This is a genomic window from Micromonospora mangrovicola (genome assembly GCF_047200535.1).
Taxonomy (GTDB): domain Bacteria; phylum Actinomycetota; class Actinomycetes; order Mycobacteriales; family Micromonosporaceae; genus Micromonospora.
Window position 1 is genome coordinate 21,693 of the sequence record NZ_JBJZOG010000020.1, and the last position, 26,491, is coordinate 48,183.

Genomic DNA, 26,491 nt, shown 5'->3' on the forward strand with positions numbered 1-26,491 from the left:
CCCGACTCCCGTCAGGGGGGCCGGGCCCCGGCGCGTCCGCGCTCAGTCGGTGCAGGACGGGGTGTCGAAGTGCCCCGGGGTGGTCGGGAACGCCGCCCCGGCCCCCTGGTCCGGGTTGTCCCGCGGATAGACGTAGGACAGCTCGATGAAGGCCGAGGTGCCCGCCGTGGTGACGTCGGTCGCGCTGCGACCGGCGCCGGCGGCCCAGGCCAGCCGGGTGAGGAAGTCCTGCATCGCCGGGCTGTGCTGGCGGATGTCGTTGAACCCGCCGTACGCGGCGTTGCAGTGGGTGAACAGGTTGTACGCGCCGTTCCAGTCGAAGAGCCGGTCCCCGTTGTTCGGCCCGTTCTGCGCCACGTCACCCTGCAGCACGTCCCGGTCCCAGCCGCCGTAGATCCAGTCGGTGCCGTGGTGGTGCTGGTTGTCGGCCTCGACGCCGTTGTCCAGGTTGGTCGCCTCGAACCAGCGGCACGGGTCGATCGTCCCCGAGGCCAGGTCCACCGGCCAGGCCCCCGCCGCGCAGTTGTCCGGGTAGGAGCCGCGTGGCCGGAAGTCCAGCAGGTCGGCGCCGAGCACCGCGGCCACCGCCGGGCCGCTGGTCGCCCCGGTCCCGCCGAACAGGTGGTCGACGTACTGGTCCTGGTCGCCCCGGGCGGCGGCGCTGAACACGCCGTCCACCAGGCACTGCGGGTTGGCCGCGTCGAGCACCGGGTCGCACCCCTTGCCGCCCCAGAGCACGTCCGCGCCCTCACCGCCGAACACCTCGTCACCACCGCTGTCGCCGTTGGCGATGTCGTCCCCGAAGCCGCCGTGGATGTTGTCCGCGCCGGCCCCGCCCCGGATGTAGTCGCCCGCGCCCGTGGTCAGGCCCGGGTACGGCATCGGCGCCGAGGTGGCGGAGCCGATCCAGGCGTCCCCGTCGGTGTCGTGCAGCAGGTCCACCCGGCGGTCGTACCCGCCGGCCCGGAACCCGGTGTACGTCTCCTGCGGGACGGACGACAGGGTCGCGGTGAAGCCCAGCGCGGCCACGTCGTCGGCGTTGAGGTACTGGTTCACCACGCCGCCCCGGTCGCCCAGGATGGCGTCCCGGCCGTCATCGCCGTACAGGGTGTCGGCGCCCAGCTCACCGAAGAGGTCGTCGTCGCCGGCACCACCCCGGACCAGGTCGTCGCCGTCCTGGCCCCACACCCCGTCGTTGCCCCCGTCGCCGTAGAGCTGGTCGTTGCCGTAGGCCCCGGCCGGCTCACAGGTGGACTGGGCGGTGGTGCAGAACCGGGTGGACGGCCCGGGCAGCGCCGGGTCGTGGGTCCGGATCACCGTGGCGTCGGCCGGCACCGCGCCGGTCGGGTACCGCTCGGTGTAGACCCGCTCGGTCGGCTTCCCGCCGACCGTGGTCACGGTCCGCAGCAGCGACCCGTTGTCACCGAGGACCACGTCGTCGGCGCCGTTGCCCTCGACCACGTCAGCGGTGTCCCGGAACCCGGCGGCGGCGCTGCCGCCGATCAGGTCGTCCTGCCCGTCCGGCGTGCCGGCGCCGACCAGGTCGGCCGGGGCCGCCGGGTCGCCCGGCCAGCCCGGGTCGGGCAGCGGGGTGACCGTGCTGCGGCCGGCCGCGCCGAGGGCGTTGTCACCGCGCAGTGTGTCCGCGCCGCCGTTGCCCTCCAGGTAGTCGCCGTCCCCGTCGCCGGTCAACGCGTCGTCGCCGTCCTGGCCCCAGAGGGTGTCGACGCCGTCGCCGCCGCTGATCCGGTCGGCCCCGTACCGGCCGGCGGTGGCCGCCGCCCGGTCCAGCAGCACCACGATCCGCGGGCCGAACGGCGCGCCGTCCGCGCCGAGCCGCACCGTCACCGCCGTGGGCTGTTCGCCGGGGAGCGGGCGGAGCACCGCACCGTTGTCACCGATGATCGCGTCGGACCCGGGCCCGCCGAACAGGGCGTCGGCGGTGTCCGGCTGGCCCGTGGTGGCCGCCCCGGTCCCGTCGTAGGCGGTGCTGGAGCCACCGACGAGGTCGTCGTCACCGGCGTCGCCCTCGACCCAGTCGGAGCCGGGGCCGCCCTCGGCGAAGTCCGCGCCCGCGTCGGCGTGCACCCGGTCCGGACCGCCCTGCCCGAAGATGACGTCGTCCGCGTCGCCACCGGAGATCAGGTCACCGCCGCTGGTACCGGCCGCCGGGGTGAACCCGAGGTCGAGCAGGGTGATCTTGCGCGGCGTGCCGGTCCGGCCCTGGGTGACCCGGGTCGCGTCGGTGGTGGCCGGCGTGAACCGGGCGTTGTCCCCGGCGATCAGGTCGGCGTCGGCGTCGCCGTAGAGCTGGTCGCCGGTGTCCGGCCGGCCGGTGCCGGCGGCCGGCTCCTGCGAGGAGCCGCCGGCGATCTCGTCCCGGCCGGGTCCACCGTGGATAACGTCGGCGTCGTTGTTTCCCTCGAGCTGGTCGTCGCCGCCGTCACCGTCGATCCGGTCACCGCCGAGCCCGCCGTACGCCACGTCACCGTCCGGGCCACCGGAGATCACGTCCCCGGCGCCGGCGGTCGTCACGTCCCCGGCCAGGTCCAGCGGGTACGGCCCGACGTCCCCGATCCGCGGGGTGCCGTTGTCACCGACGATCCGGTCCACGCCCTCCTCGCCGTAGACGAAGTCCCGGCCGTCGGCCACGCCGGCCACCCGGCCACCGCCGTAGAGCACGTCGCCGTCGGGGCCGCCGAAGACCTGGTCCCCGCCCTCGTTGCCCTCGGCGGTGTCCTCGCCGGTCCCGCCGTAGAGGCCGTCGTCGCCGGTGTTGCCGAAGAGCAGGTCGACGCCGTCGTCGCCGTAGAGCTGGTCACCGTCCGGGCCGCCCCACGCCCGGTCGGCGCCGCCGCCCAGGTGCAGGGTGTCCTCGCCGAGCTGGCCACAGGCGCGGTCGTCGCCGCCGCCGAGGTCGGCCCGGTCGTCGCCGCTACCGGCGGTGACCACGTCCACCCCGGCACCGCCGAGGATGAGGTCGGCCGCGCCCTGGTCGGCCGGGGTGGGCTGGGCGTCGGCGACGTCGGCGTCGGCGCAGGTCTCGGCGGTGAGGCGCTTGTCGCCGAAGATGGTCGCCCCGCCGTCGCCGCCGATCACGTGGTCGCTGCCAAGGCCACCCGCGAGCAGCTTGGTCTGCGACTGGGTGCCGGCCGGCAGGGGCTGGTGGGTGACCTGCCGGGCCGGGCCGTAGCCGTCGGTGCCGTCCGGGTCGCCGACGCTGGACGGTTCGGCGATCACGTAGTCCTGGTCGGGGCCGCCGAACAGCTCGTCGGTGCCGTAGCCGCCGACCAGCACGTCGTCGCCGCCGTAGCCGTACAGGTGACCGGTCTGCCCGTTGGCGGAGTGCGAGACGACCAGGTCGCTGCCGGCGCTGCCGTGGACGGTGTCCTGGCCGGAACCGGTGTCGACCTTGTTGACCAGCCCGGCGTCGCCGCTGCCGGCCGCGTCCGGGTCGGACGGGACCGCGCTGCTCGCGGTGTGGATGGTGTCGTTGCCCTTGCCACCGTTGATGATGTCCGAGCCGGGGCCGCCGATCAGGATGTTCCTCCCGTTCGGCCGGTCGTCGACGACCACGCCGAGCACGTCGTCGCCGCCGTTGCCGTAGACCGTGCTGGCGCCGTGTCCGACGGTGACGTGGTCGGCCACGCCCGTGGTCTCCTCGGTGGCGTCCGTGAGCTTCGTCCAGTCGACCAGGCCGTCGAGGGTCTTGTCACCGACCGAGGTGTGCACGGTGGTGCCGCCGGGCCGGTCGACGGCGCCGAGGCCGCTGTCACCGGCCACCACGTCGTCGCCGTCGCCGGTGGTCACGGTGTCCTGCCCGGGGCCGCCGGCGACGCGGCTCACCTGGCCGGCCGCCTCCGCGGTGACGATCACGTCGTCGCCGTCGCGGCCGTCCACGTACGCCGGGCCGGTGCCGGTGCGGATCTGGTCCCTGCCGTCGGAGCCGAGGATCACCGCCGCCTTGTCGAACGCGGAGGTCCGGGTGCCGTCGCCGCTGGTGTCACCGTCGCCGAGCAGCAGGATCGACAGGGACGTCTTGTCCGGGTCGGCGACCTGGTAGCCCCGCCCGTCGACGACGACCCGGGCCAGGTTCGGATCGAGGAACTCCTGCTTGCGGCCGAGCGCCTCGACCGCGAAGCCGTCGAAGTCGTCGCTGGCGCCGGCGGTGCCCGCGTCGGCGTAGTGCAGCGCGTACACCTTCACCACGTCACCGGCGTAGGTGCCGCCGCCGTTGTCCCACGCCGGGTCCCCGCGCTGCTCCTTCTTGCCGAACTTGCCGGCGAAGACCACCAGGGTGTCAGCGACCGTGCCACCGAGCTCCGGTGGCTTCGGTTTGCAGTCGGGTTGCGCCCGGAAGTCCAGCAGGGTGGCGTTGACCAGGGTGAAGTCGAAGGTCTTCGAGAACAGGAACAGGTCGATGGTGATGTAGACCTTGAGGAAGACGGAGAGCTGGCCGCTGGTGGTGAACAGGCAGACCGGGTTGACCAGCAGTGCCTGGAGGAACTCGCTGGTCCGGAACTTGCCGTCGTTGTTGGGGTCGTTCCAGCTGAACCCGACGGTGAGCCGGATGCCACCCTCGATGCCCGCCTTGAGGATGAGCACGCTGACCTCGGCCCCGGCGGCGATCTCGCCGCGCAGGGTGACCACCGGGACGGGCGTGCCGCTGCTGTCGGTGGTCTTGAAGTAGAGGCCGTCGAGGAGGCTGACCGCGTCGAGGGCGGTGCCGTCGGTGGCGGCCTCGACGGCGTGCCGGATGCCCGCGGTGTCCAGGCCGGCGATGAACCGGGCGGTCACCGAAGCGCTGCCGGAGAGGGTGACCAGCACCGGCGGCGGGGCGTACACCGGGCCGAACGACTGTCGCCAGCTGAACCCGAGTGACAGCGGCCCGGAGTCGAAGCTGACCAGTTCGACGTCCTGTCCCAGCAGCAGCCCGAACAGTGCGCCCGGGTTGTCGAAGATCGGGAAGGTGAAGCCGGTCTTCTGGGCGTTGGACCTGCCGTCGGTGCCCGGCGCGAACAGCTTCTCCCCGTCGTCGCCGGCGGCGTTGTCCACGGCCGACTTGACCTCGGCCGCGCTCTTCGCCTGGGTGAACGGGTCGCTCCGCTGGATCAGGCTTTCCGCCGAGGCCGGGGAGGCCGCGGTGGTCAGCGCCCTGGCCGGGTCGACCAGGAACTGGCCGAGCGGGATCGAGCAGCTGTCGCCCGTGTCGCAGTCCGGTATCCGGTTCACGAAGGTGATCACGGCCCGGACGGTGTCGACGAAGTCGAGCTTCGGCCCGCCGGTCAGCGTGCTGAACGTCCTGGCCAGCCAGACCAGGGTGATGTCCGGCCCGCCGGTGGCCCTCGACAGGTCCGACAGCACCGGGATCGGCGCGTACAGGGTGTCGATGACCGGCTGGAGCGGTCCGGTGACCGCCTTGAGCTTCTCCACCACCGGCTTGAGGATCTTGCTGAAGAAGGCGCCGGCGTCCAGCGAGATGTCGGTGAAGGTCACCCGGAGCGGGGTGGTGACGCCGTCGCCGGTGGCGGCCAGGGCGCCCTGCTTGTGCGCCAGCTTCCAGGTGAGGCCGAGGCGGGCGCTGACGCCGGGCAGCGCCGAGCCCACCTCGTCGCCGGTGTTCACGACCGCCGCCAGCTTCCAGTCGATGTTGACCTCGGCGGTGAGGTCGGTGGCGATCAGCGAACCGAGGTCGGCGAACTCGGCGAGGGTGAGCTTGGCGTCCGGGTCGGCCGCGCAGTCGGCGGTCACCGTCGGGTCGAAGCAGCTCTTCTCCCCCGTCGAACCCTTCAGGTCGACCCCGAAGTACGCCCGCACCGCCGGCGCGGTGCCCTGCTTGGTCGCGTTCACCTGGATGAAGGCGAGCTGGGCGGCGAGGTCGCCGGTGGTGTCGAACTGGGCGCCGATCTGCACCTCGGGAGTGGTGTCCCCGTCGTGGGTGGGGACGTAGAAGCCCTCGTCCCGGTCGAGCACCAGGTCCAGGTGCAGCTTCCAGCCGAGCTTGGCCTGGATGCCGTCGGTGGCGCCCTTCTTCGCCTTCAGGGACAGGCCGGGGATGCCGAGGTCGAGCGGGACGTTGGCGGTGAGGCACCGGTCCGTGTCGCTGGCGTCCTTGCAGCCGTCGGCGGCCGAGGGCGCGCCGCGGGAGGTGGTGAGCCTGATCCGGATGGACTGGAAGTCCTCCGGCTGGCAGGGCGTCGCTGCCCCGCTGCGGCAGCCGACCACCGCGCTCACGCCCGGGTCGAGGTCGGCCAGCGCCGCGTTGAGGGCGCTCTGCATGCCGGCGCTGTCCAGCGTGGCGTCCGCCAGCGCCGGGCCGATCGCGGCCTTGACGTCCGCGCGCAGCTGGGCGACGAACTTCTGGCCCTGCTGGAGGTCGTCGCCGACCAGGGGCAGCTTGCCGTCGAAGCTGGCCAGCCGCAGCGCCTCCTCCACCTTGGCCAGGTAGCCGTCGATCCCGACGTTGAAGTCGGTGAGCTTCAGCGACAGGTTGGCGAAGCAGGAGGTGAGGTCGGGGGTGTTCGCCGTGGGCGTGAGGTCCAGCCCCATGGTGAAGGTGAGCAGGTTGGTGGCGTCGGCCGGCTCGCAGTTGTTGACGAACAGCGGCGCGCGGGCGCAGACCGGCGTACTCGCGCCACCGACCCCGCCGCCGCAGTCGACGCCGGCGGTGGTGAACGTCGGCGTCAGGCCGAGCAGGTCGCTGACCGGCCCGTCGGCGGCGAGGCCGCCGAGGCCGACGCTGAGGTCGGCCCTGACCGTGGCGAACTCGGGGTCCTTGCCGAGGTCCAGGGCGAGCGGGCCGACCCGGGCGGCGAGGGCCGCGTTGGTCACCCCGCCGCTGACGGTCACCTTGGCCGACGAGGTCTTGTCCAGCAGCGGCGCCGCGTTCAGCTTGAGCGGCAGCAGCAGGCCCAGCTGGACCCGGGCGTCGACGTCGAGGGCGAAGGTGCCGGAGCTGTCCAGGCTGACCAGGTCGCGGGCGCCGTCCCAGGCGAAGGCGAGCGGCCCGGCGGTGCGGACGTCGCGCTTCCAGTCCAGCCCGATCCGCAGGTACGGGCCGCCGGCTCGCTCGTCCAGGGCGAACTGGATCCCGCTGCCCGCGCCGATGGCGTTGTTGAGCAGGTCGAGGGCGTCCTGGAGGGTGTCCGGGGGCGCGGCGAGCAGCTTGTCCAGCGCGTCGGCCAGCTCGGGCCGCAGCGCGTAGGCGGTGCCGTTCTCGGGCTTCGGCGTACCGGCCGCCGCGACCCGCAGGGTCTGGCCGTCCACCCGGTCCAGTACCCGGTACGCCTTGCTGCCGATCACCACGGTCCGGCCGGCCAACCGCTCGTCGAACGCCGCGTCACCGCTGCGGTTGCCGTCCTTGAGCAGGAAGTTCGCGCCATCGGCGAGGAAGGTGACACCCTTGCCGACGCCGCTCTCGTCGGCGCCGAGCAACTCCCGGGCCGAGCGGCCGAGCAGCGGGATCTCGGTGTCCAACGGGCCACTGCCGCCGCCCGGCTGGACGAGCGCGGCGTTGACCAGCCGCAGCGCCTCGACGACGACCGCGAACAGCGCCTTCGGGTCGTCCGGGTTGAAGTCGACGGCGAAGAGCCCGGCCAGGCTGCCGGTGTCCACGACCGGTTGCTCGCCGGCCTGCCAGCTCACGTCGACGCCGACGCCCGTGCCGAGGGCGCCGGTGGCGCCGGGGACGCCGACCGTGACCCGGCCGGTGGTCTTCACCGACGTGGCGACGGCGAGCAGGTTGGCCGGCTCGGACTGCAACCGGCGGAACAGCTCGCCGAGGCTGATGTCCTGGGCCTGCTTGAAGCTGACCTGGAGCATCCGCTGGCCGGCGGCGGCCGGCCCGACGGCGAGGTCACCGCCGAGCTTGACCTTGAGAAAGCCGGCGTTGGCGTAAAAGTCGACCCCGGTGGTGATCGGGAAGTCGGCGGCGAACAGCGGCGTCGCCGGGTCGGTGCGCAGCAGCACCCGGTCCGCGTTGGCGGCCGGACTGCCGAGGTCGTCGCGCAGGTCGAGAACGAGGGTGACGGCGGCGCTGTACTTCGGCTTCACGGTGGCGAAGCTGGCCTGGGCGTTGGCCGTCCGCAGGCCGACCTTCTTGTCCCCGCCGGCCGACTTGGTGAGCGTTCCGGCCAGCTCGACGGCGCCGATGTTGGGGCTGGAGCCGCTGATCACCCAGACGGCGTCGTCGGCCGGCTGGCCGCCGATCCAGTTCCCGGCCAGGGTGACCGAGGTGGCGGTGTTCGCGGCGATGGTGCCGGCCGAGGTGCCGGCGACGACCCGTTGGCCGACCAGCTCGCCCGCGGTGAACCGGTGGTCGTCGGCGGCGAGGCTGAAGCCGTTGGCGCTGAAGGTGGCGCCGCGGCCGGAGATCGAGGCGGCGCCCGGGTCCAGCGGCACCGCGACGGTGGACTCCCGCTCCAGCTTCAGCCGGAAGACCAGCTTGTCTCCCGCGAAGGAGAGGTTGTCCACCGGCAGGCCCTCGGCGGCGAGCAGCTTGACCAACTCCTGGATGGAGCTGAACTTCGGCTGGCCGGCCTTGGCCGGGTCGTCGGTGGCCGGGTCGAACCCGGGGTCTTCGGGCTTGGGGTGGACGTACTTCTTGAGGAAGCCGGTGAGCTTCTCGTTGACCTTCACCGCGTCGGCGAACGTGCCGCGCAGGAACGGCAGGCTGAGGTTGCCGGCCGGGCCGCTCTGCTGCACCCCGCTGAGCAGGGTGGCGAGCTGGGCCAGGCCGGAGGCGAGGTCCAGCGGGCTCATGTTGCGGAACTTGGCGATCGTCTCGTCCAGCCCGGTGGTGGTCACGGTCGGGCTGCCGACGGAGATGTCGTTCCAGTCGACCGCTACGGTCGCGGCGACGGCGGGCAGGTCGAACGGTGTGCCGGAGGTGGCCGCGCCGAGCTTGACCACGCCGTGCACGGAGCCGGGGCCGGGCTCGGTCTCGGTGTCCGAGATCCGGCCGCCGCCGGAGTTGTCCAGGGCGACCTGCACCAGCCCGGCGAGGGAGCCGGCGGCGCCCAGCTCGCCGGTGCCGGGCCCGCCGGCGGTGTCGAAGGCGAGCCGGCCGTCGCCGTTCGGGTCGGTGAGGGTGACCTTGACGTGACTCCGGGCGGTCAGCGTGCTGCCGGCGGTCAGCGCGACACCGAGGATGCCGACCGAGGCGGTGGCCTGGTCCAGGTCGGCGCGGAGGTTTGCGGCGGCGTCGACGTCGATGCGCGGGGTGTCCCCGTCACGGACCAGGTAGGTCTCCCCGGCGGCGGTGTGCCGCGCCTTCAGGTGCAGCGTCGCCCAGCCGGTGACGTCGACCGCCTTGGCCACGGTCACCCCGCCGACGGCCAGGTCCTTGTCGGTGACCTGCCGCTTGGTGGTGAGCAGTACGTCGAGCAGGTGGTCCCCGCCGCTGGTGCTGACCGCGCTGGTGAGCCGGGTGCCGCCGCCCAGGTCGACGTCGTCCTTGGTCAGTCCGCTCGCCAGCGCGTCGGAGGCCTTGCGGGCGAGCCTGTCGGTGTCCACCAGCGCGCCGGGGCTCACCCCGAGCAGGGGCAGCGGCTGACCGAGCAGGCCGACCCGGGACAGTCCGCCCTCCGCCCAGGTGGCGGTCCGCGACATCAGGTCCTTGAGCGCGGTTTCCCACGCCTCGTCCGCCTGGGCGGGCGCCGCGGTCCACACCAGAGCGAGCGCGGCGGCCACCACCGTCGCTGTCAGGCCGGCGAGCAGCCGCCGTAGTGCCACCATGAGCCACCTCGTTCCTCGATGGCCGTCACCGACGGCGCTGGTCCCGCGCCAGCACATCGATCGCGGAAGGGACCCACAACGACTGTGTCGAGATGGTGACAGAGCGTCAGGCCGATCGGTCGACGGCAGTTCACCGAGGGTGCCGTCCCCACTGGGCGCTCAGCTCATCAAATCGACCGACCCGGATGGAAGGATCGGCCGCCGACGGGGCGCGCGGGCGGCCCGCCGCTGTCCGCCGCCCTGCGGGCGGCGTCAGAACGGCGCGTCCACCGCCAGCCGCCGCACCTGGGTCAGGTACGGGTCCAGCTCCCCCACCTCGAACCGGCAGGTGCCGATCACGTGCCAGAACTGGCCGCCCGGGTCGCCGTCCAGCTTGTACCGGCCGTCCGGGCTGACCGCCGCCCAGCCGGCCGGCAGGCCGATCAGGGTGGCCCGCAGCTGGGCGTGCTCCGGGTCGGCGACGTCCCACAGCCGGACGGTGCCGTCGTCGCCGGCGCTGGCGAGCAGGCTGCTGTCCGGGCTGAACGCCACCGACCAGACCCGCCGGGTGTGCGCGGCCAGCGTGCCGTGCAGCCGACCGGTGCCCGGATCCCACAACCGGATGATCAGGTCGTCGCCGGCGGTGGCCAGCAGCGCCCCGTTCGGGCTGAACGCGCAGGACCAGAGCCGGCCGGTGTGCTCGGTGAGCACGGTCCGCCGCTCCCCGGTGAGCGCGTCCCACACCACGGCGGTGCCGTCGTTGCTGGCGCTGGCGAGCAGCGTCCCCTCCGAGTTGAAGCAGACCGCGTACACCCGGTCGGTGTGCTGTTCGAGGGTGAGCCGGCAGGTGGCGCCGGCCGCGTCCCAGAGCCGGACGAGCCGGTCGTCGCAGCCGGTGGCGATGGTCTCGCCGTCCGGGCTGAACGCCACGGCCCGGACCCGGCCCCGGTGCGGGGTGAGGGTGGCGAAGTGCCGGCCGGTCCGGCGGTACCAGAGCCGGACCGTGTCGTCGTCGTTGGCGGTGGCCAGGGCGTCGCCGTCCGGGCTGAACGCGGCCGCCCAGACGTGGTCGGTGTCCACGTTGAGCTCACGCTCGTCGGCGCCGGTGTCGGTGTTCCACAGGTGCACCCCGCCGTCACCGCTGGGCGAGGCGACCAGCGGCTCGCCCGGGCAGAAGACCGCCGAGAGCAGCCGGTCGGCCGGGCTGGCGAGCTCCCGGACCAGCCGGCCGGTACGCGGCTCCCAGAGCCGCACCACGCCGTCGTTGCCGCAGGCCGCGAGGACCTCGCCGTCGTCGCGGAAGGACAGCGCGGTGACCCGCCGGCCGTGCCCGCGCAGGGTGTGCTGGAGCTGCCCGCTGTGCACGTCCCACAGCCGGGTGGTGCCGTCGTTGCTGCTGGTCGCCACCTGGGCCTGGTCGGGCCGCCACGCCACCGGCCAGACCGAGCCGCGGTGCCGGGTCAGCTCGTGCCGGAGCTGGCCGTCGGCGGTCTCCCAGAGCTGGATGGCGCCGTCGCTGGCGGCGGTGGCGAGCAGGGTGCCGTCCGCGTTGAACCGGACGCTGTAGATCGCGCCGCGCTGCCGGCCGAGCACCCGGACCGGCCGTCCGGTCTCCACGTCCCACAGGCGCAGCGCGCCGTGGGTGTCGCCGGTGGCCATCAACCCGCCGTCGGGGTGGACGTCGAGGGCGTACACGTCGGCCTCGTGGCCGCGCGGCTGGCGCAGCAGCTCGCCGTCCGTGGCCCGGCGGATCCACACCCGGCCGTGCTGGCCGACCGCGACCAGGGTGCGGCCGTCGGGGGTGTGCACCACCCGGTACACCACCTCCGGCTCGCGTACCTCGAAGGCGAGCCGGCCGGAGACGATGTCCCAACCGCGGACCACACCGGCGCTGTCGACCACCACGATCCGGCGGCCGTCCGGGCTGAACGAGGTGCCCCAGATCGGCGCCGCATGGCCGGGCCACTCGTGGCGCAGTCGGGCACTGCCGGTGTCGTAGAGCCGGACCACGCCCGCCGCATCGCCCACCACCAGCCGGCCCCGCGCGCCGTCGGTGAGCAGCGGCCACACCCAGCCGGCGAAGACGTCCTCGATGACGTGCCGCACGTCGCCGTGGTCGGCGTCCCACAGCCGTACGGTGACGTCGGCCGCGCCGGTGACGAGCTGGTGCGAGGCGGTGTCGAAGCGCACCGCGTACACCCGCCCCCGGTGGCCCTGCAACGTGCGCACCGGCAGGCCGGTGGCCGTGTCGCAGATCAGCACACCACCGTCGTCGCTGCCCACCGCGAGCACCGCCCCGTCCGGGCTGTACGCGACCGGCACCGGCAGCCGGCCCACCTCGAAGCCGTACGAGACGCCGACAGCCGGCGGGGCGAGACCGGGCGCCACCGGACGGCCGGGGGCGACCACCGCGCCGCGCAGCTCCGGCGCGCGCAGCAGGGCGGCGTCGGCGTTCACGTCGATCAGCGCGGCCCGGTGCCAGCGGCTGCCGGAGATCCGGGCGCCGCGCAGGTCGGCCCGGAACAGCCGGGCCCCGCCCAGTTCGGCCCCGCGCAGGTCGGCCCGGGCGAGCCGGGTCTGGTCCAGCCGCGCGCCACGCAGCCGGGCGTGCTCCAGCCGGGACTCGGTCAGGTTGGCGGCGACCAGACGGGTGTCGGTCAGGTCCGCCCCGGTGAGGTCGGCCCCGGCCAGCTCCCGGTGGGACAGGTCCTCGCCGCGCAGCACCGCACCGCGCAGGTCGGCCAGGCCGGGCAGGCGCAGCCGGGCACTGAGCCGCAGGGCGTTGGCCCGGACCGTCTCCCCGGCGGTCTCGTCGCCGAGCACCCGCGACGTCCATGCGGTACACCGGGCCGGGTCGGTGAGGTCGCCGAGGAACTCCACGGTCAACGCGGAGAGTGGACGTGCGGCCAGGGCGGACGGCTCCTCGCCCCGGTTGAGCTGCGCGGCGATCCCCTCGGCGACCAGCCACTCCATCACCGAGGCGTGGATGAACCCGAAGAGCCCGTCGTCGGTACGGACCAGCAGGCTGCCGGCGCCGATCGCGTGCGCGGCCTGAGGGCCGGACAGCCGCGACTCGGCCAGCCCGGCGAGCTGGCCGGTGGCCTCGGTCAGCTCGGCCAGCCGCAGGTACGACTCGCCGCTCTCCCAGAGCTGGAAGGCGAGTCGGCCCACCGCGTGCCACAGCTCGGGGCGGCGCAGGCTCACCGGCGCGCCCGGGATGCCCTGGGTCCGCCGCTCCTCGAAGTCCAGCCAGGCTTCGAGGATCTCCCGGTAGAGCGTCGCCGCGCTGAACGTGCCGCCGGCCTTGGCCACGGCGGCCAGCCGACCCTCGTCGAGGTTGGCGATGAAGCCGAGCATGCGCGGGTTGCGGGACAGGCCGAGCAGATCCTTCACCCCGGCGAGCAGGTCCAGCCGGTCCCGGGCGGCCCGCTCGTCCCCGCCGTAGCGGTGGCGCAGGAAGGTCTCGATCTGGCCGGGGGTGAAGTCCTCGATGGCCAGCACCCGGCGGTGCGGCAGCAGGCCGACCCGCTCGCCGAGCGCGGTCAGCACCTGCGAGTTGGTCTTGAAGTGCTGGGTGCGGCTGCTCACCACGATCTTGGCGTTGCCCTCGGCGGCCTGCAGCAGCGTCTCCAGGTGGTCGGCGGCCCGGTCGTAGGTCACCCGCGCCACCAGCTCGTCGAAGCCGTCGAAGAGCAGCACGATCCGGCCCTGACGCAGCATGTAGCGGAACGCCTTGAGGTCGATCACCTGCTCCCCGTGGTTGGCCAGGTGCGCGGCCACCAGGCCGTCGACCGAGTGCGCCTTGTCCAGCGCGCGCAGCTCCACCAGGATCGGGATCAGGTCGGGGGCGGCAGTGGGCAGCCGCCGGGCCACCTCGCGCAGCGCGAACGTCTTGCCCCGACCGAAGTCGCCGAGGACCAGCGCGAACCGGCCGTCCGGCGCGGAGGCCAGTTCGAGCAGCTCGTCCACCACGTCGTCACGGACCTGCTGGTCGGTGCCGACCAGGTGGCGGTAGCGCTGCGGCACGTACTGGCCGGGCGGGTAGAGCCGGTCGGCCTGCAGCCGGGCGGTCTGTGCGGCGACGTACTCGCGCAGGTCGAGCAGGCCCTGGAACTCGGTCAGGTGCAGCACCCGGATCCCCCGCCGCTGGGCCTCCTCGGCCAGGCCGCGCGGCACCCGGTCGCCGTCGTAGACCAGTTCGGAGGGGATCTCCGGGTCGGTGGCGTGCACCCGGCGGGCGAAGTGGTCGACGTCGGCGGCGGTGGGGGTGCCCACGTGGGCACCGACCCGCTGCTGCCGGACCACCCCGTCGGCCCGGTAGGTGACGAACAGGTGCGGGGGCTCGACGGAGACCCGCCGGACCAGCACCCGGTCGTGGCGCGCCTCGCAGACCTCGGCGAGCCGGTCGAGCAGCCGGTGCAGCGGGGCGGGCGCGACCACGGCCGGCGCGGCGGACGGACCGTCGGCCGGCGCGCCCTGGGTGGGCCCCTCCGCCGCGGTCGGCAGCCGCGGGTCGGGCACCTGCGCCGGACCGACCGCCCCGAAGGTCGCCTCGGCCCGCGACCAGCCCACCGCCGTCGGCTCGCCCACGTCGTGCCGGTCGTCGCGGCCCAGCACCCAGCGGGTCAGCCCGTCGGCGGCCAGCCGGAGCACCTGCGCCCGGCCGTCCCGGGAGATGGTGGCCAGCGGCACTCCCGGGTCGACCCGCGCGCCGGGCGCGGCGTCGGAGAGGAGCAGGTTGAGCATCGGCCCGACCAGGCGGTGGAACGAGGCCCGGTCGCGCAGCGTCACCCCGTCCGGGACGGCCAACTCCTCGGCGTACGGGGTGCGCGCGCCGGGGCCGTGCGCCATCGCGCCCAGCCGCAGCCAGCCGGACTGCTGGTAGTGCCGCAGCCGCTGGGCGAACCAGGTGGACTGGGCCTCGCCGAGGAAGCCGTACCGGTCCTCCTCGCGGTGGGTGACGGCGATGGTGGAGTTCAGCCCGGCCACCACCACCCGCAGGTCGGGCACGGGGAACAGCGTCCACGGCTGCTCGCTGTCGAAGATCCGGTCCTCGAGGCCCTGGTACAGCTCGTCGAAGAGGCGCGCGTAGTGGCGCCACTTCGGCCAGTACGGCGGCTGCGGGTCGACGTCGTCGGCCTCGCAGGTGGCGAAGTACGCGCGGCTGGCGGCCATGGTGACGTCGCGGGGGCCCGGCACGACCACGAGGCGGTGCGGCTCCAGGCCGAGCAGCACCCGCAGGCCGGTGAGGAAGGTCAGTGCGTCGGAGAACTCCCGGGGGCTGCCCGACTCGGTCAGGTTGCCGGACACCACCAGCAGGTCCGGCCGGGGCACCCCGTCGTTCAGCAGCAGGGTGAGGTCACCCATCAGGTGTTCCTGGAGCTCGCCGGGGGTGACCGGCGCGCCCGGGGCGATGACGCCCCGACCGAACCGTGGCCCGGCCACCTGGAGCACGGTGAGCGCGCCACGGGCCACCGGCGTGACGGTCGCGGAGGGCGGGAAGGGCGGCGGGTTGATCGGCGTACGCCGGGCGCGGCGCGGCGCGGGTGGGCCGGCGGCCGGGGTGGCGAGCACCCCGGCCGGGTCGGCGGGGTGGTGCGGGAAGGCCGGTTGCCGGGCCGGCTTGGCCCGGCCGTCGAGCGCCTCCCGGATCCGGTCGAGCACCCGGCCCCGCGCCTGCGCCGGGTCGCTGACCCCGACCAGGTCGACGTACGTGATGGTGGCCAGCAGACCATCGATCGGGCAGTCCTCCACCCGCACGGTGACCAGCTTGTTGCCGGTGCCGTCCGGGTCGGCGCGCAGCGCGGCCTGCCACTCCAGCTTGCCGTACGTGGAGTGCAGGTAGCGCTCGGAGAGGACCGCCACCACGACGGCCGCCTCCCGGACGCCCCGGTCCATGAAGTCGATGAAGTTGGTGCCGGCCACGAAGTCCCAGGCCTGGAGCAGCGTGCGGTAGCCGGCGGCCTCGAACTCCCAGGCCAGCCAGGTCGCCCAGCGCTCGTCGGCCGGAGAGTAGCTGATGAAGAAGTCGATGGGGCGGTCGGACCGGGTGGGGTGCGCGCCTACAGCCACCTGGCCATTATGGCCACTCAGGGTCAATCCGTGGCCACCGTCGGCAGCCGCGTCGGGCGGGGCCGACCCGGTGCCGGTGTGGGAGGATCATCCCTCGTGGAGACCGTCGGCGAGCCGCCGTCCGCCGCGCCGGACCGATCCCGCTGGGGCCGGCTGCACGTGCTCGACTGGATCGCGATCGGGCTCGCGGGGGTCGGGCTGGTCTGCGTCCTCACCGGACTGCTCCCGCGGGCCGACGCCGAGGCCACCGTACGCCGGATCGTTCCCATCCTGATCTTCCTCGGCACGGTGGTGGTGCTGGCCGAGCTGACCGCGGTGGCCGGGGTCTTCGACGCGCTCGCCGCCCGGGTGGCGATCGTCGCGCGGGGCAACTACCGCGCGCTGTTCTGGCTCTGCGTCGGGTTCGCCTCGGTCACCACCATCGCGCTCAACCTGGACACCACGGCCGTGCTGCTCACCCCGGTGATGATCGCGCTGGCCCGGAAGCTGGGCGTGCCGCCGACGCCGCTGGCGATGACCACGGTGTGGCTGGCGAACACGGCCAGCCTGCTGCTGCCCGTGTCCAACCTGACCAACATCCTGGCCAGCGACCGGATCGGCCTGGATCCGGTGCCCTGGGCGGCCCGGATGTGGTGGCCGCAGGCGGTCGCCATCGCGATCACCATGCTGCTGCTCTGGTGGTGGTACTGGCGGCCGGCGCGGGCCGGCGCGGACCCGTTCGTCCCGCCGCCCCCGCACGTGCCGCCGGATCCGGTGCTCTACCGCACCGCGCTCGCCGCGTGCCTGCTCTTCGTCGCCGGGATCCTGGTCGGCGTCCAAATCGGACTCGCCTCCGGGGCGGCCGCCGCGATCCTGGTCGCCGGTTTCGCCGTGCGCGCCCGGGGCAGCCTGCGACCCGCGTTGATCCCGTGGCGGCTGCTGGTCTTCGTGACCGGACTGTTCCTGGTGGTGCAGACCATCGGCCGGTACGGGCTGGACACCGTGATGGGCACGCTGATCGGCGGCGACCAGGGCGCCGAGGGTGCGCTGCGCGCCGGCGGGGTCGGCGCGCTCTTCGCCAACGTGGTCAACAACCTGCCCGCGTACGTCGCCGGGGAGGCGGTGATCGCCGTCGACCACCACACCCAGCTGCTGGCCCTGCTGGTCGGCACGAACGTCGGCCCGCTCGCCACCCCGTGGGCGTCGCTGGCCACCCTGATCTGGTACGAGCGCTGCCGCGCCGCCGGGGTGGCCGTGCCGCTGGGCCGGTTCGTGGCCACCAGCGCCGCACTGGCCGCCGTGGCCACCACCGCGACCGTCGCCGCCCTGCTGGTGGGTCCGTGACGGGCCCCGTCACCATCGTGCACGCCTGCCGGCGGGCCGGGCGGGGCGGCAGCCCGACCGCCGTGGTCGACGAGACGTCGTCGACCGACGCCGACCGGCGGGCGGTGCCGGTCGCGGCGGGCACCTCGCACGCGGTGTTCCTCTCCCACGCGACGCGGGGCGTCGTGCCGCTGCGTTTCTTCACCGCCACCGGGGAGTTGCCGGCCTGCGGGCACGGCACGGTGGCCGCGCTGGCGGTGCTCGCCGAACGGTCCGGCGCCCGGGAGTACGAGACCGTGCTGCGGTCGGGCGGCCGTACGTTCGTCGGCCGCGCCACCGTCGCCGGCAGCCGGTGCGAGGCCTTCTTCGATCCCGGACCGGTGGAGCTGCGCGTCGCCGCCCCGGCGGAGCGCGCGTCGGTCCTGTCCGCCCTGGGTCTCGGTCCCGGGGCACCGTGCCGGGTCGCCTCGGTGGGCCGGCCGCGGCTGCTGGTGGAGGTGCCCGACCGCACCGCCCTGGCGGGCCTGGCCCCCGACCTCGACCGCCTGCGGGAGGCGTGCGACCGGTCGGGCCTGTTGGGTTGCTACGTCCACAGCGCGCCCGCACCGGACGGGCGCGTCGCGGCGCGGATGTTCGCCCCGTCGATCGGGGTTCGCGAGGACATCGCCAACGCCAACAGCACCGCCTGCCTGGCCGCGCACCTGGCCGGGCGGGGCCGGTGCGCGCTGGCGGTCGACATGGGCGACTCGCTCGGCGAACCCTCGACCGTGGTCGCCACCGCCCGCCCCGGCCCCGCCGGCCCACTGGTCCTGGTCGGCGGCGCCGCGACCGTCACCGGGAGCCTGTCCCCCGGCTGATCCGCCGGGCTACCGCTGCTCTGGTCGCGGGGTCCGCTCCGGCGCGACGCCCGCGTACCGGGCGCGCATCACCTCGCTCGCGGCGGGGCCGGCGGCGAAGACGAACTTCTCCGGGTCCAGCGGTCGCCCGGTCGCCCGGTCGACCACGACCGGTTCGACCTCGGCGCCGGTCTCCCGGTCGATGAGGATCATGCTGCGCCGCTCGGGTGCGAGTCGGGAGTTGCCCCAGGCGGCGAGCGCCACGATCACCGGGCGCAGGCTGCGGCCCAGGTCGGTGAGGACGTACTCGTAGCGGTCCGGATGGGTCTGGTAGCGGCGGCGCTCCAGCAGCCCGCTGGCGGTGAGGGTCCGCAGCCGGCTGGTCAGCATGCTGGAGGAGATCCTGAGGTTCTGCTGGAACTGCTCAAACCGGGTGTAGCCGTCGAAGGCGTCGTGCAGGATCAGCAGGGTCCACCACTCGCCGACCACGCCGAGGGTCGCCGAGAGCGGGCACTCGCGGTCTTCCAGGCGGATCTTCCCTGCCATGCGCGCTCCTCCGAGTTGGTGCTAATGTAGCAGTGACTCACTTCTAGTTCAGCAGTTACACGATACGACGCCGCCGGGCATCCGTACCGCGCTGCCCGAGGAAAGGATCTGCGATGGAGCGGCACCTGCCTGACCGGGACTCACTGGCCGGCCGGCGGGCCCTGGTCACCGGGGGCACGAAGGGCGCCGGGGCGGCGATCGCCGACCGGCTGCGCGAGGCGGGGGCGACGGTCTGGGTGACCGCCCGCAACCAACCGCCCGGCTACCCGCATCCCGACCTGTTCATCGCCGCCGACACCGCGACCGTCGACGGCGCGGAGGCGGTCGCCGAGCGGCTGTCGCCAGCCGGCGGCGTGGACATCCTGGTGCACGTGGTGGGCGGCTCGCACGCCCCGGGCGGCGGCTTCGCCGCCCTCGACGAGGCGACCTGGCTCGCGGAACTCAACCTCAACCTGCTCGGGGCGGTACGGCTGGACCGCCGGCTCGTCCCCGCCATGATCGAGTCGAGGCGCGGCGCGATCGTGCATGTCTCCTCGATCCAGCGGCGCAAGCCGCTGCACGAGGCCACCCTGGCCTACGCCGCGGCGAAATCCGCGCTGACCACGTACAGCAAGGGTCTCGCCAACGAACTCGCCCGGCACGGCATCCGGGTCAACAGCGTGGCGCCGGGGTTCATCCAGACCTCGGCGGCCGACGCGCTGATCGACCGGCTCGCCGCCGCCTCGGCCGTCGACCGCGAAACCGCCCTCGATCAGTTGATGGACAGCCTCGGCGGCATCCCGCTGGGCCGTCCCGCCCACCCGGCGGAGGTGGCCGACCTGGTCGCCTTCCTCGTCTCGGACCGCGCCTCGGCGATCGTCGGCGCCGAGCACGTCATCGACGGCGGCACCATCCCGACGGTCTGACCCGTCCCGACCACCGAGGAGCAATCCCATGAGCACCGCACCCGACATCATCCGCCGCTACTTCGAGCTGGCCGGCCAGGCCGACAAGGACGCATACTTCGCCCTCTTCGCCGACGACGCCGTGGTCGAGGACGAGGGAAGGACCCACCGGGGCATCGCCGAGATCCGCGAATGGCGCCGGGAGACGCCGCTGGTCTCCTACGAGATCACCGACGTCGAGGAGACCCCAGCCGGCACCGTGGTGACCGCCACCATCAGCGGCGACTTCCCCGGCAGCCCGTTCGCCGGCCTGAAGTTCCGGTTCGAGGACTACGACGACGCCCACGTCCGCCAGCTGCGTATCGCCCCCTGACCGGCTGGCCCACCGGGTCAGCGGGTCCGGCGGGACAGCCGCCGGGCGACGTACAGCAGCGCGCTGGCGGCGAAGAGCCCGGCGCTGACCGCCAGCCACTGGCCGAACCGGGCCCGGGGCGCCATGCCGGTCGCCGCGGCGTACGTGCCGTCGCCCAGACCGAGGACCCCGGGCAGGTAGACCAGGAAGAGCAGCCCGACGCCGAGGGCCGGGACCCGGAGGTGGTTCAGCAGCGACGGGCTTGCGCCCCGCCGCCAGGTGACCCGCAGCGCCCGGTCGACCGACGCGTACGCCGGGAAGAGGACCAGGTCGTGCGCAATCGCCGCGCCCACGAACCACAGCAGCATCCGGCCGGCCGTCGGCTCGCCGGCCAGCCGCAGCGCGATCCAGCCGGTCACCGCGAAGCAGCCGAGCAGGAGCAGCAGGTGCCAGGGCGCGGCGCCGTACGCCCGGCGGAACTCAGCCATCGCCGCGCCCCTGGAAGGTGATCTCCTCGACCCACTTGGTGCAGTGCACCCCGGGCAGCGCGGGCACGATGATCCGTGCCGGGTAGCCGTGGTCGGGGCTGAGGTCGACGCCGTTGACCCGCAGGGCGAGCAGCGCGTCGGCGTCGGCCACCTGGTTGCCCTGGAGGGTCGCCTGGCGGAACAGGCCGCCCCGTTCCAGGGACCGGACGTGCGCCCGGTCCGGTTCACCGGGGCCGACCAGCGCGGCGAGGTCGCGCAGCCGGACCCCGGTCCAGGTCTGGGAGGTGGACCAGCCCTCCACGCAGGCGATCGGCAGGGTCGCCGTGTGCTGCGTCATGGCGAGCAGCCGGCCCCGGTCGAGCGTGACGGTGCGGTCCGCGCCGCGCAGGGTCAGCCGCCAGCCCGGGCCGGTCTGGTCCGGGGTGACGCCGGCCGCGGCGACGCTGCGGTTGACCGGGAAGCCGGTCGGTCCGTCGGCGATCCGCCGGCCCCGCGGCAGCAGCAGCGCGGTGCGCCGCAGCGCGTCGACGCTCTGCCCGACGGTCAGCGCCGCCAGCAGGAGAGACCCGCCGCCGACCAGGGCCAGCACTCCGCGCCGGCTCATCGTCGCCGGCCCGGGCCGCGGGGCCACCAGGCCGTCCGGATCCGCCGGCTCCGGCCGCGTCCGGTCGAGCGGGGTACGCCCGAAGCCGGGCCCGCGCAGCGCGGCGACCAGCCGGGGCAGCTTGATCGCCACGTGGGTGACCAGGGCGGCGGTGAAGACCCAGGCGCCGTACCAGTGGGCGGTGTAGAAGTCGAAGCCGAACAGGTACGCGTACTGGATGTTCAGCAGGCCGGTGGCGATCTGGAAGAGGATTCCACCGACCAGCAGCAGCAGTGACAGCCGCTCCACGACCTGGGCGACCGAGCGGGCCGGCGGCCAGTCGAAGAGCTTGGGCACCACCGACCAGAGCTTGCCGAGCACCACCGGCACGAGCACGATGCCCAGCGTCACGTGCAGCCCCTGGGTCACCCGGAACAGCCAGGCGGGTCGGGTCGGCCAGTCGAAGACCGGCGGGTGCAGCCAACCCACGTCACGGGGAAGCGCCTGGTCGAAGCGGGGCCCGTAGGCGATCCAGTCGAGCAGCCCGGTGACGATCACCAGGGGCAGGCCGACCAGGAGCGCCACGCCGAGCACCGAGGTCAGCCAGGGCCCGCGGACCGGGCTGCGCCAGGCGTGGGCGACCGCGTCGGCACCGGGCGGCCGGTGCCGGTCCAGCCCGCGCCACAGCCGGGCCGGGGCGGCGTACGGCGGACCGTCCGGACCGGCCGGTGCGGGTGGGCTGGCGGGCACTTGTCCTCCTCGGTGCGTCGTCCGGGCCTGAGCCAGACGCTAGACGCCGCAGCCGCCGGCCGGTCCGGTTTGCCGCATTACCGAAGCCTTACCGCCGTCTCTTACGGAGTGCTGACGTCCACCGCGAACCGCCCGACCGGGACCCCGCGGTGCCCTAGCGTGGGCGCATGCGGGTACTGGTCACCGGCGCCGCCGGCTTCATCGGATCACAGATCGCCGACCTGCTGGTCGCCGAGGGACACGAACCGGTCTGCCTGGACGCGCTGCTGCCCCAGGCGCACGGTGGCGCGCTGCCGGAGTGGTCCCGGCGGCACGACCCGGTGGTCGGTGACGTCCGCGACGCCGCGCTGCTGGACCGCCTGCTGATCGGGGCCGACGCGGTCTGCCACCAGGCGGCGATGGTGGGGCATGGCCTGGACCCCTCGGACGCCCCGGAGTACGCCAGCCACAACGATCACGGCACGGCGGTGCTGCTCGCGGCGATGCACCGCGCCGGGGTGACCCGGCTGGTGCTGGCGAGCTCGATGGTGGTCTACGGCGAGGGGCGCTACACCTGCACCCGGCACGGCGTGGTCCGGCCCGCGCCGCGCCGCACCGCCGACCTCGCCGCCGGCCGGTACGACCCGACCTGCCCCGAGTGCGGCGGCACCCTCGACCCGGCCCTGGTCCCCGAGGACGCCCCGCTGGAGCCGCGCAGCACGTACGCGGCCAGCAAGCTCGCTCAGGAGCACTACGCCGCGGCGTGGGCCCGGCAGACCGGGGGCGGGGTGTGGGCGCTGCGCTACCACAACGTCTACGGGCCCCGGATGCCCCGCGACACCCCGTACGCAGGGGTCGCCTCGCTGTTCCGCTCGGCGCTGGCCGACGGGCGGCCGCCCCGGGTGTACGAGGACGGCCGGCAGCGCCGCGACTTCGTGCACGTCACCGACGTGGCCCGGGCCAACCTGCTGGCGCTCACCGCGCCCACCCCGGACGGCCTGGTCCCGGTGAACGTCTGCTCCGGGGAGCCACGCACCGTCGGCGACCTGGCCGTCGCCCTCGCCCGGGTGATGGGCGGCCCGGCTCCGGAGGTGGTCGGTGGGGCGCGGGCGGCCGACGTCCGGCACGTGGTGGCCGATCCGAGCCGGGCGCGGGAGCTGCTCGGCTACACCGCCCTGGTCGGCTTCGTCGACGGGGTGACCGCCTTCGCCACCGATCCGCTGCGCGAACCCGCCGCCCTGGTCGGCTGACCCGACGACGAGGGCGGCCGGGTGTCACAGGCAGGTGGGCCGGCGCGGCGGCCGCTCAGGAGACCGTGAGGAGCAGATGGTTGACGGCGAGCGCGGTGAGCGCCTGCCCGACCAGCCACCAGCGGCGGGCCGGTGCCGGCAGGTGCGCGACGGCGACCAGCAGCCACACCACGAACGGCAGCCAGATCCGCTCCACCTCAGCCTTGCTCATCCCGGACAGGTCGGCGGCGAGCACCACCGACGCGGCGGCGGCGGGCAGCAGGACCGTCGGCCCGAGCCGGGCCGCCCGCGCGACCAGCCACCGGCCCGGCGCGGTCAGCGCCGCCGGCTCGCGTCCGGGCAGGCTCAGCCGCGCCACCGCTCGGGACATGGTCGGACGGGTGGCGGGCCCGGGCCGGGGTCGGTCGTCGCGCGGTTGCCGGTCGCGCTTGGACGCGACGTCGGGCGAACGCCAGACGGCCCGCGCGGCAAGCGCCGCGCGGCGCAGCGCCGGCCCGAGCACCGGCCCGGCGGAGAGCAGCAGCGCCGCCAGGTTTGCCCAGACCCAGTAGCCGTACGGGCGGTCCGCCGCCCAGCCCTGGTAGTACCGCTCGACGACCCGGTCGTACCCCTCCCACCAGCGGAAGCCGGCCAGCACGAACAGCGCGGTCACCGCGACGACGCCGGCCGTCGCGGCGAGCGCCGCGGCCCGGCGGCGGTCGCGGCGCAGCGCCAGCACGGCCACCGCCAGCGCGCCGACCAGCACGAACCCGTACGACAGGTGCAGCGCGAAGCCGAGCAGCAGGCCGCCGGCCAGCGCGGCGACAGGTCCACGGACCGCCAGCAGGGCGAGACCGGCGGCGACCACGCCGGTGAAGATCGCGTCGCCGGAGGCGCCCAGCCAGACCGCGCCCGGCAGCAGCACCAGGAACGGCAGCACCGCCCGGGCCGCGTCGGCGGCCCCCAGTGCCCGCAGGGTGACCGGGACCGACACCGCGGCGGTCGCCCCGACCAGCACGCAGCACAGCGCCGCGGCGGTGCCGCCGCCCAGGCCGATCCGGTCCAGCCAGACGAAGACCAGCAGCGCGCCCGGCGGGTGGCCGGCGGTGTGGGTGGACCACGAGTCGGGCTGGAAGTCGAGGATCCGGCCGGTGAAACCGGCCAGCATCCGGGGGATGTCGACCACCCCGGGCACCTCGTGCAGATACTCCGCCTGCACGGTGAGCCGTCGGGTCAGCCCCGCCGACCAGCCGTCCACCAGGGCCAGGGACAGCGTCCAGGCGACCGCCGCCAGCCAGCCGGCCGCCAGCAGCGGCCCCCACCGGGCGGTACGCGCCCAGGGCAGACCCGGCCCGAACACGGCCGCGGCGATCAGCACCGCCGGCAGGGTGCCCCAGCCGGCGTGCGGTCGCCAGGTGGCGTAGAGCGGCGCGGCGTCCGCGTGCAGGCCCACACCGCGCCGGTTGAGCACCAGCCCGACGACGACGGCGGCGGCGAGCAACGCCGCCTCGACGGCCAGCGCGTACCGGTCGCCCCGGCTGCGGGGCACGGCCCGGTCCGCGGGGGCGACCCGGGTCAGCATGGGTGCGGCTCTCATGACGACCGGACGGTACGGCGTGTGCGGAGACCGCGCCCGCCAAACCGTCGACACGTCACCGGACGGTAAGAAATCCCTGCTCGGTAAGGGTTCCGTAAGCACGATCGGGGCGTGCGCGGGCGCGCGGCGGCCTAGCGTCGGCGACATGCCGACACAGATCGACGTGGTACTGCCGTGCCTCGACGAGGCCGCCGCCCTGCCGGGCGTGCTGACCGCGCTGCCGCCCGGCTACCGGGCGATCGTGGTGGACAACGGTTCCCGGGACGGCTCGCCCGAGGTGGCCGCCCGGCACGGCGCCCGGGTGGTCCACGAACCCCGCCGGGGCTACGGGGCGGCCGTGCACGCCGGGATCGAACACGCCGAGACGGAGCTGGTCTGCGTCCTCGACGCCGACGGCTCCTTCGACCCCGCCGAGCTGCCCGCCCTGGTCGCCCCGGTGGCGGCCGGCACGGCGGACCTGTCGGTGGGCCGGCGCCGGCCGGTGCGCGCCGGGGTCTGGCCGTGGCACGCCCGGGCCGGTACGGCGCTGGTCGCCGCGCTGCTGCGGCAGCGGGGGGTGCCGCTGCGCGACCTCAGCCCGATCCGGGTGGCCCGGCGGGAGGCTCTGCTCGCCCTCGGGGTCACCGACCGGGCCTTCGGCTACCCCCTCGAACTGATGATCCGGGCCGCGGCAGCCGGCTGGCGGATCCACGAGCGGGATGTCGCGTACGCCCCGCGCGCCGCCGGCACCCGGTCCAAGGTTTCCGGCTCGGTACGCGGCACGCTGCGGGCCACCCGCGACTTCGTCGCCGTGCTGCGTCACGTGGAGGGTCGACGGTGACCGTCCTGCTGGTGGTGGCCAAGGCCCCGGTGGCCGGGGCGGTCAAGACCCGGCTCTGCCCACCCGCCACCCCGGCGCAGGCGGCCCGGATCGCCGCCGCCGCGCTGCGCGACACCCTGGACGCCGTCGCCGCCACGCCGGGCGTCACCCCGGCGCTCGCGCTGGCCGGCCGGCTCGCCGATGCCGAGGACGGCGCGCAGCTCACCGCCGCGGTGGCCGGTTGGCCGGTCCTGCCGCAGCGGGGCGACGACTTCGCCGCCCGGCTCGCGCACGCCCACGCCGACGTGGCGGCCGCGTACCCGGGACGACCGGTGCTCCAGATCGGCATGGACACCCCGCAGCTGACCGCGGCGCGACTGGCCGCGGCCGTACGCCGGTTGGCGGCGCCCACCACCGACGCAGTGCTGGGCCGGGCGGCCGACGGTGGCTGGTGGGCGCTGGGCCTGCGCGACCCGCGGCACGCGGCCGTGCTGCGGGCGGTGCCGATGTCCACGCCGGCCACCGGACGGCTCACCTCGGCGGCGCTGGCCGGGCGCGGCCTGCGCGTCGGGTCCCTGCCGGTGCTGCGGGACGTGGACGGCTGGACCGACGCCCTCGCGGTCGCCGACCTGGTTCCCGACGGCCGGTTCGCCGGTGAGGTCGCCGCGCTCCGGCGCACCCTGGTGCCGGGGGGCCTGCGGTGACCGTCGACGGCTTCGGCACCGCGTTGCGGCATCGGGAGGTCGACACGCACTGGCTGGTGCACGCCGACGGCACCCGCCGCCGGCTGCAGGTGGAGCGCTGGCACGGGCCGGCCGAGGCGGCGACCGCCTCGGTGGTCGCCCGCTGCGCCGGCCCGACGCTGGACCTCGGCTGCGGGCCGGGCCGGCTCACCCAGGCGCTCACCCACGCCGGGCTCACCACCGTCGGCGTGGACGTCTCACCCCGGGCGGTGGCGCTGACCCGGGCACGCGGGGCGGTCGCCGTCCAGGCGGACCTGTTCGACCCACTGCCGGCCGAGGGCCGGTGGCGGCATGTGGTGCTGCTGGACGGCAACATCGGCATCGGCGGCGACCCGGGGATCCTGTTGCGCCGTTGCCGGGCGCTGCTCCACCCGGGCGGCAGCGTCCTGGTCGAGCTGGACCCGCCCGGCAGCGGCGCGTGGCAGGGGCATGCGCATGTGGTCTCCGGCCCGCACCGGGGGCCGAGCTTCCGTTGGGCGCGGCTGGACACCCGGGCGGTGCACGACGTTGCCGCCGAGGCCGGGCTCGCCGTCCGCGAGGTCTACCCGGTCGGCCGGCGCTGGTTCGCCGAGCTGGTGCTGGCGTAGCGCCCGGCTCCGGTGCCCGGGACCGGCGGG

At 74.8% G+C, this 26,491-nt stretch carries 14 protein-coding genes; 8 read left to right on the forward strand and 6 right to left on the reverse strand.

The features are described from left to right. Positions 1-42 precede the first annotated feature (42 nt). Together ACL02O_RS11025 and ACL02O_RS11030 are read right to left on the reverse strand one after the other, a co-directional pair. On the reverse strand, positions 43-9,735 hold the full coding sequence (locus tag ACL02O_RS11025; RefSeq protein WP_412817910.1) for a hypothetical protein: 9,693 nt from the start codon (positions 9,733-9,735) through the stop codon (positions 43-45). A gap of 252 nt (positions 9,736-9,987) precedes the next feature. After that, entirely contained in the window at positions 9,988-15,786 is a 5,799-nt protein-coding gene (locus tag ACL02O_RS11030) for a WD40 domain-containing protein (RefSeq protein WP_412817911.1), read from the reverse strand. 96 nt (positions 15,787-15,882) lie between these two features. On the opposite strand from ACL02O_RS11030, the gene ACL02O_RS11035 reads away from it, so the two are divergent. Then, a complete protein-coding gene (locus ACL02O_RS11035; protein ID WP_412817912.1) occupies positions 15,883-17,109 on the forward strand; it encodes an ArsB/NhaD family transporter in 1,227 nt (408 codons plus the stop codon). After that, entirely contained in the window at positions 17,106-17,945 is an 840-nt protein-coding gene (locus ACL02O_RS11040) for a PhzF family phenazine biosynthesis protein (protein ID WP_412817913.1), read from the forward strand. Before ACL02O_RS11035 ends, ACL02O_RS11040 begins: the two co-directional genes overlap by 4 nt. A 9-nt stretch (positions 17,946-17,954) precedes the next feature. Here the strand turns inward: ACL02O_RS11040 and ACL02O_RS11045 are convergent, their stop codons facing one another. Next, on the reverse strand, positions 17,955-18,470 hold the full coding sequence (locus ACL02O_RS11045; protein ID WP_412817914.1) for a winged helix-turn-helix transcriptional regulator: 516 nt from the start codon (positions 18,468-18,470) through the stop codon (positions 17,955-17,957). Positions 18,471-18,583: 113 nt separating this feature from the next. On the opposite strand from ACL02O_RS11045, the gene ACL02O_RS11050 reads away from it, so the two are divergent. Together ACL02O_RS11050 and ACL02O_RS11055 are read left to right on the forward strand one after the other, a co-directional pair. Then, the gene (locus ACL02O_RS11050) at positions 18,584-19,375 is read left to right on the forward strand and encodes an SDR family oxidoreductase (protein WP_412817915.1); all 792 of its coding nucleotides are present in this window, start codon (positions 18,584-18,586) and stop codon (positions 19,373-19,375) included. 28 nt (positions 19,376-19,403) lie between these two features. Next, positions 19,404-19,727, forward strand: coding sequence for a nuclear transport factor 2 family protein (locus ACL02O_RS11055; protein ID WP_412817916.1), 324 nt, complete (start codon positions 19,404-19,406; stop codon positions 19,725-19,727). A 17-nt stretch (positions 19,728-19,744) separates the two neighbouring features. Here ACL02O_RS11055 and ACL02O_RS11060 read toward each other — a convergent pair whose 3' ends face one another. Next, positions 19,745-20,194: a hypothetical protein gene (locus ACL02O_RS11060; RefSeq protein WP_412817917.1), complete on the reverse strand. Its 450-nt coding sequence runs from the start codon at positions 20,192-20,194 to the stop codon at positions 19,745-19,747. Beyond that, positions 20,187-21,527 (reverse strand): molybdopterin-dependent oxidoreductase, encoded by a 1,341-nt coding sequence (locus ACL02O_RS11065; protein WP_412817918.1) that lies wholly within the window; start codon positions 21,525-21,527, stop codon positions 20,187-20,189. Before ACL02O_RS11065 ends, ACL02O_RS11060 begins: the two co-directional genes overlap by 8 nt. A 167-nt stretch (positions 21,528-21,694) precedes the next feature. On the opposite strand from ACL02O_RS11065, the gene ACL02O_RS11070 reads away from it, so the two are divergent. Next, on the forward strand, positions 21,695-22,756 hold the full coding sequence (locus ACL02O_RS11070) for an NAD-dependent epimerase/dehydratase family protein (protein WP_412817919.1): 1,062 nt from the start codon (positions 21,695-21,697) through the stop codon (positions 22,754-22,756). 55 nt (positions 22,757-22,811) lie between these two features. On the opposite strand, the gene ACL02O_RS11075 is transcribed toward ACL02O_RS11070, so the two are convergent. Then, positions 22,812-24,332 carry a hypothetical protein gene (locus tag ACL02O_RS11075; protein ID WP_412817920.1) on the reverse strand — a complete coding sequence of 507 codons (1,521 nt, stop codon included), beginning with the start codon at positions 24,330-24,332 and terminating at the stop codon, positions 22,812-22,814. Positions 24,333-24,477: 145 nt separating this feature from the next. Here ACL02O_RS11075 and ACL02O_RS11080 point away from each other — a divergent pair, with 145 nt between their 5' ends. Genes ACL02O_RS11080 through ACL02O_RS11090 form a run of 3 tightly spaced genes read left to right on the forward strand, consistent with a single transcriptional unit; the run spans position 24,478 to position 26,461 of the window. Continuing rightward, positions 24,478-25,152: a glycosyltransferase family 2 protein gene (locus ACL02O_RS11080; RefSeq protein WP_412817921.1), complete on the forward strand. Its 675-nt coding sequence runs from the start codon at positions 24,478-24,480 to the stop codon at positions 25,150-25,152. Then, positions 25,149-25,835 (forward strand): TIGR04282 family arsenosugar biosynthesis glycosyltransferase, encoded by a 687-nt coding sequence (locus tag ACL02O_RS11085; RefSeq protein ID WP_412817922.1) that lies wholly within the window; start codon positions 25,149-25,151, stop codon positions 25,833-25,835. Before ACL02O_RS11080 ends, ACL02O_RS11085 begins: the two co-directional genes overlap by 4 nt. After that, positions 25,832-26,461 (forward strand): methyltransferase domain-containing protein, encoded by a 630-nt coding sequence (locus ACL02O_RS11090; protein ID WP_412817923.1) that lies wholly within the window; start codon positions 25,832-25,834, stop codon positions 26,459-26,461. The genes ACL02O_RS11085 and ACL02O_RS11090 overlap by 4 nt, the downstream gene beginning before the upstream one ends. The last annotated feature ends 30 nt before the right edge of the window (positions 26,462-26,491 follow it).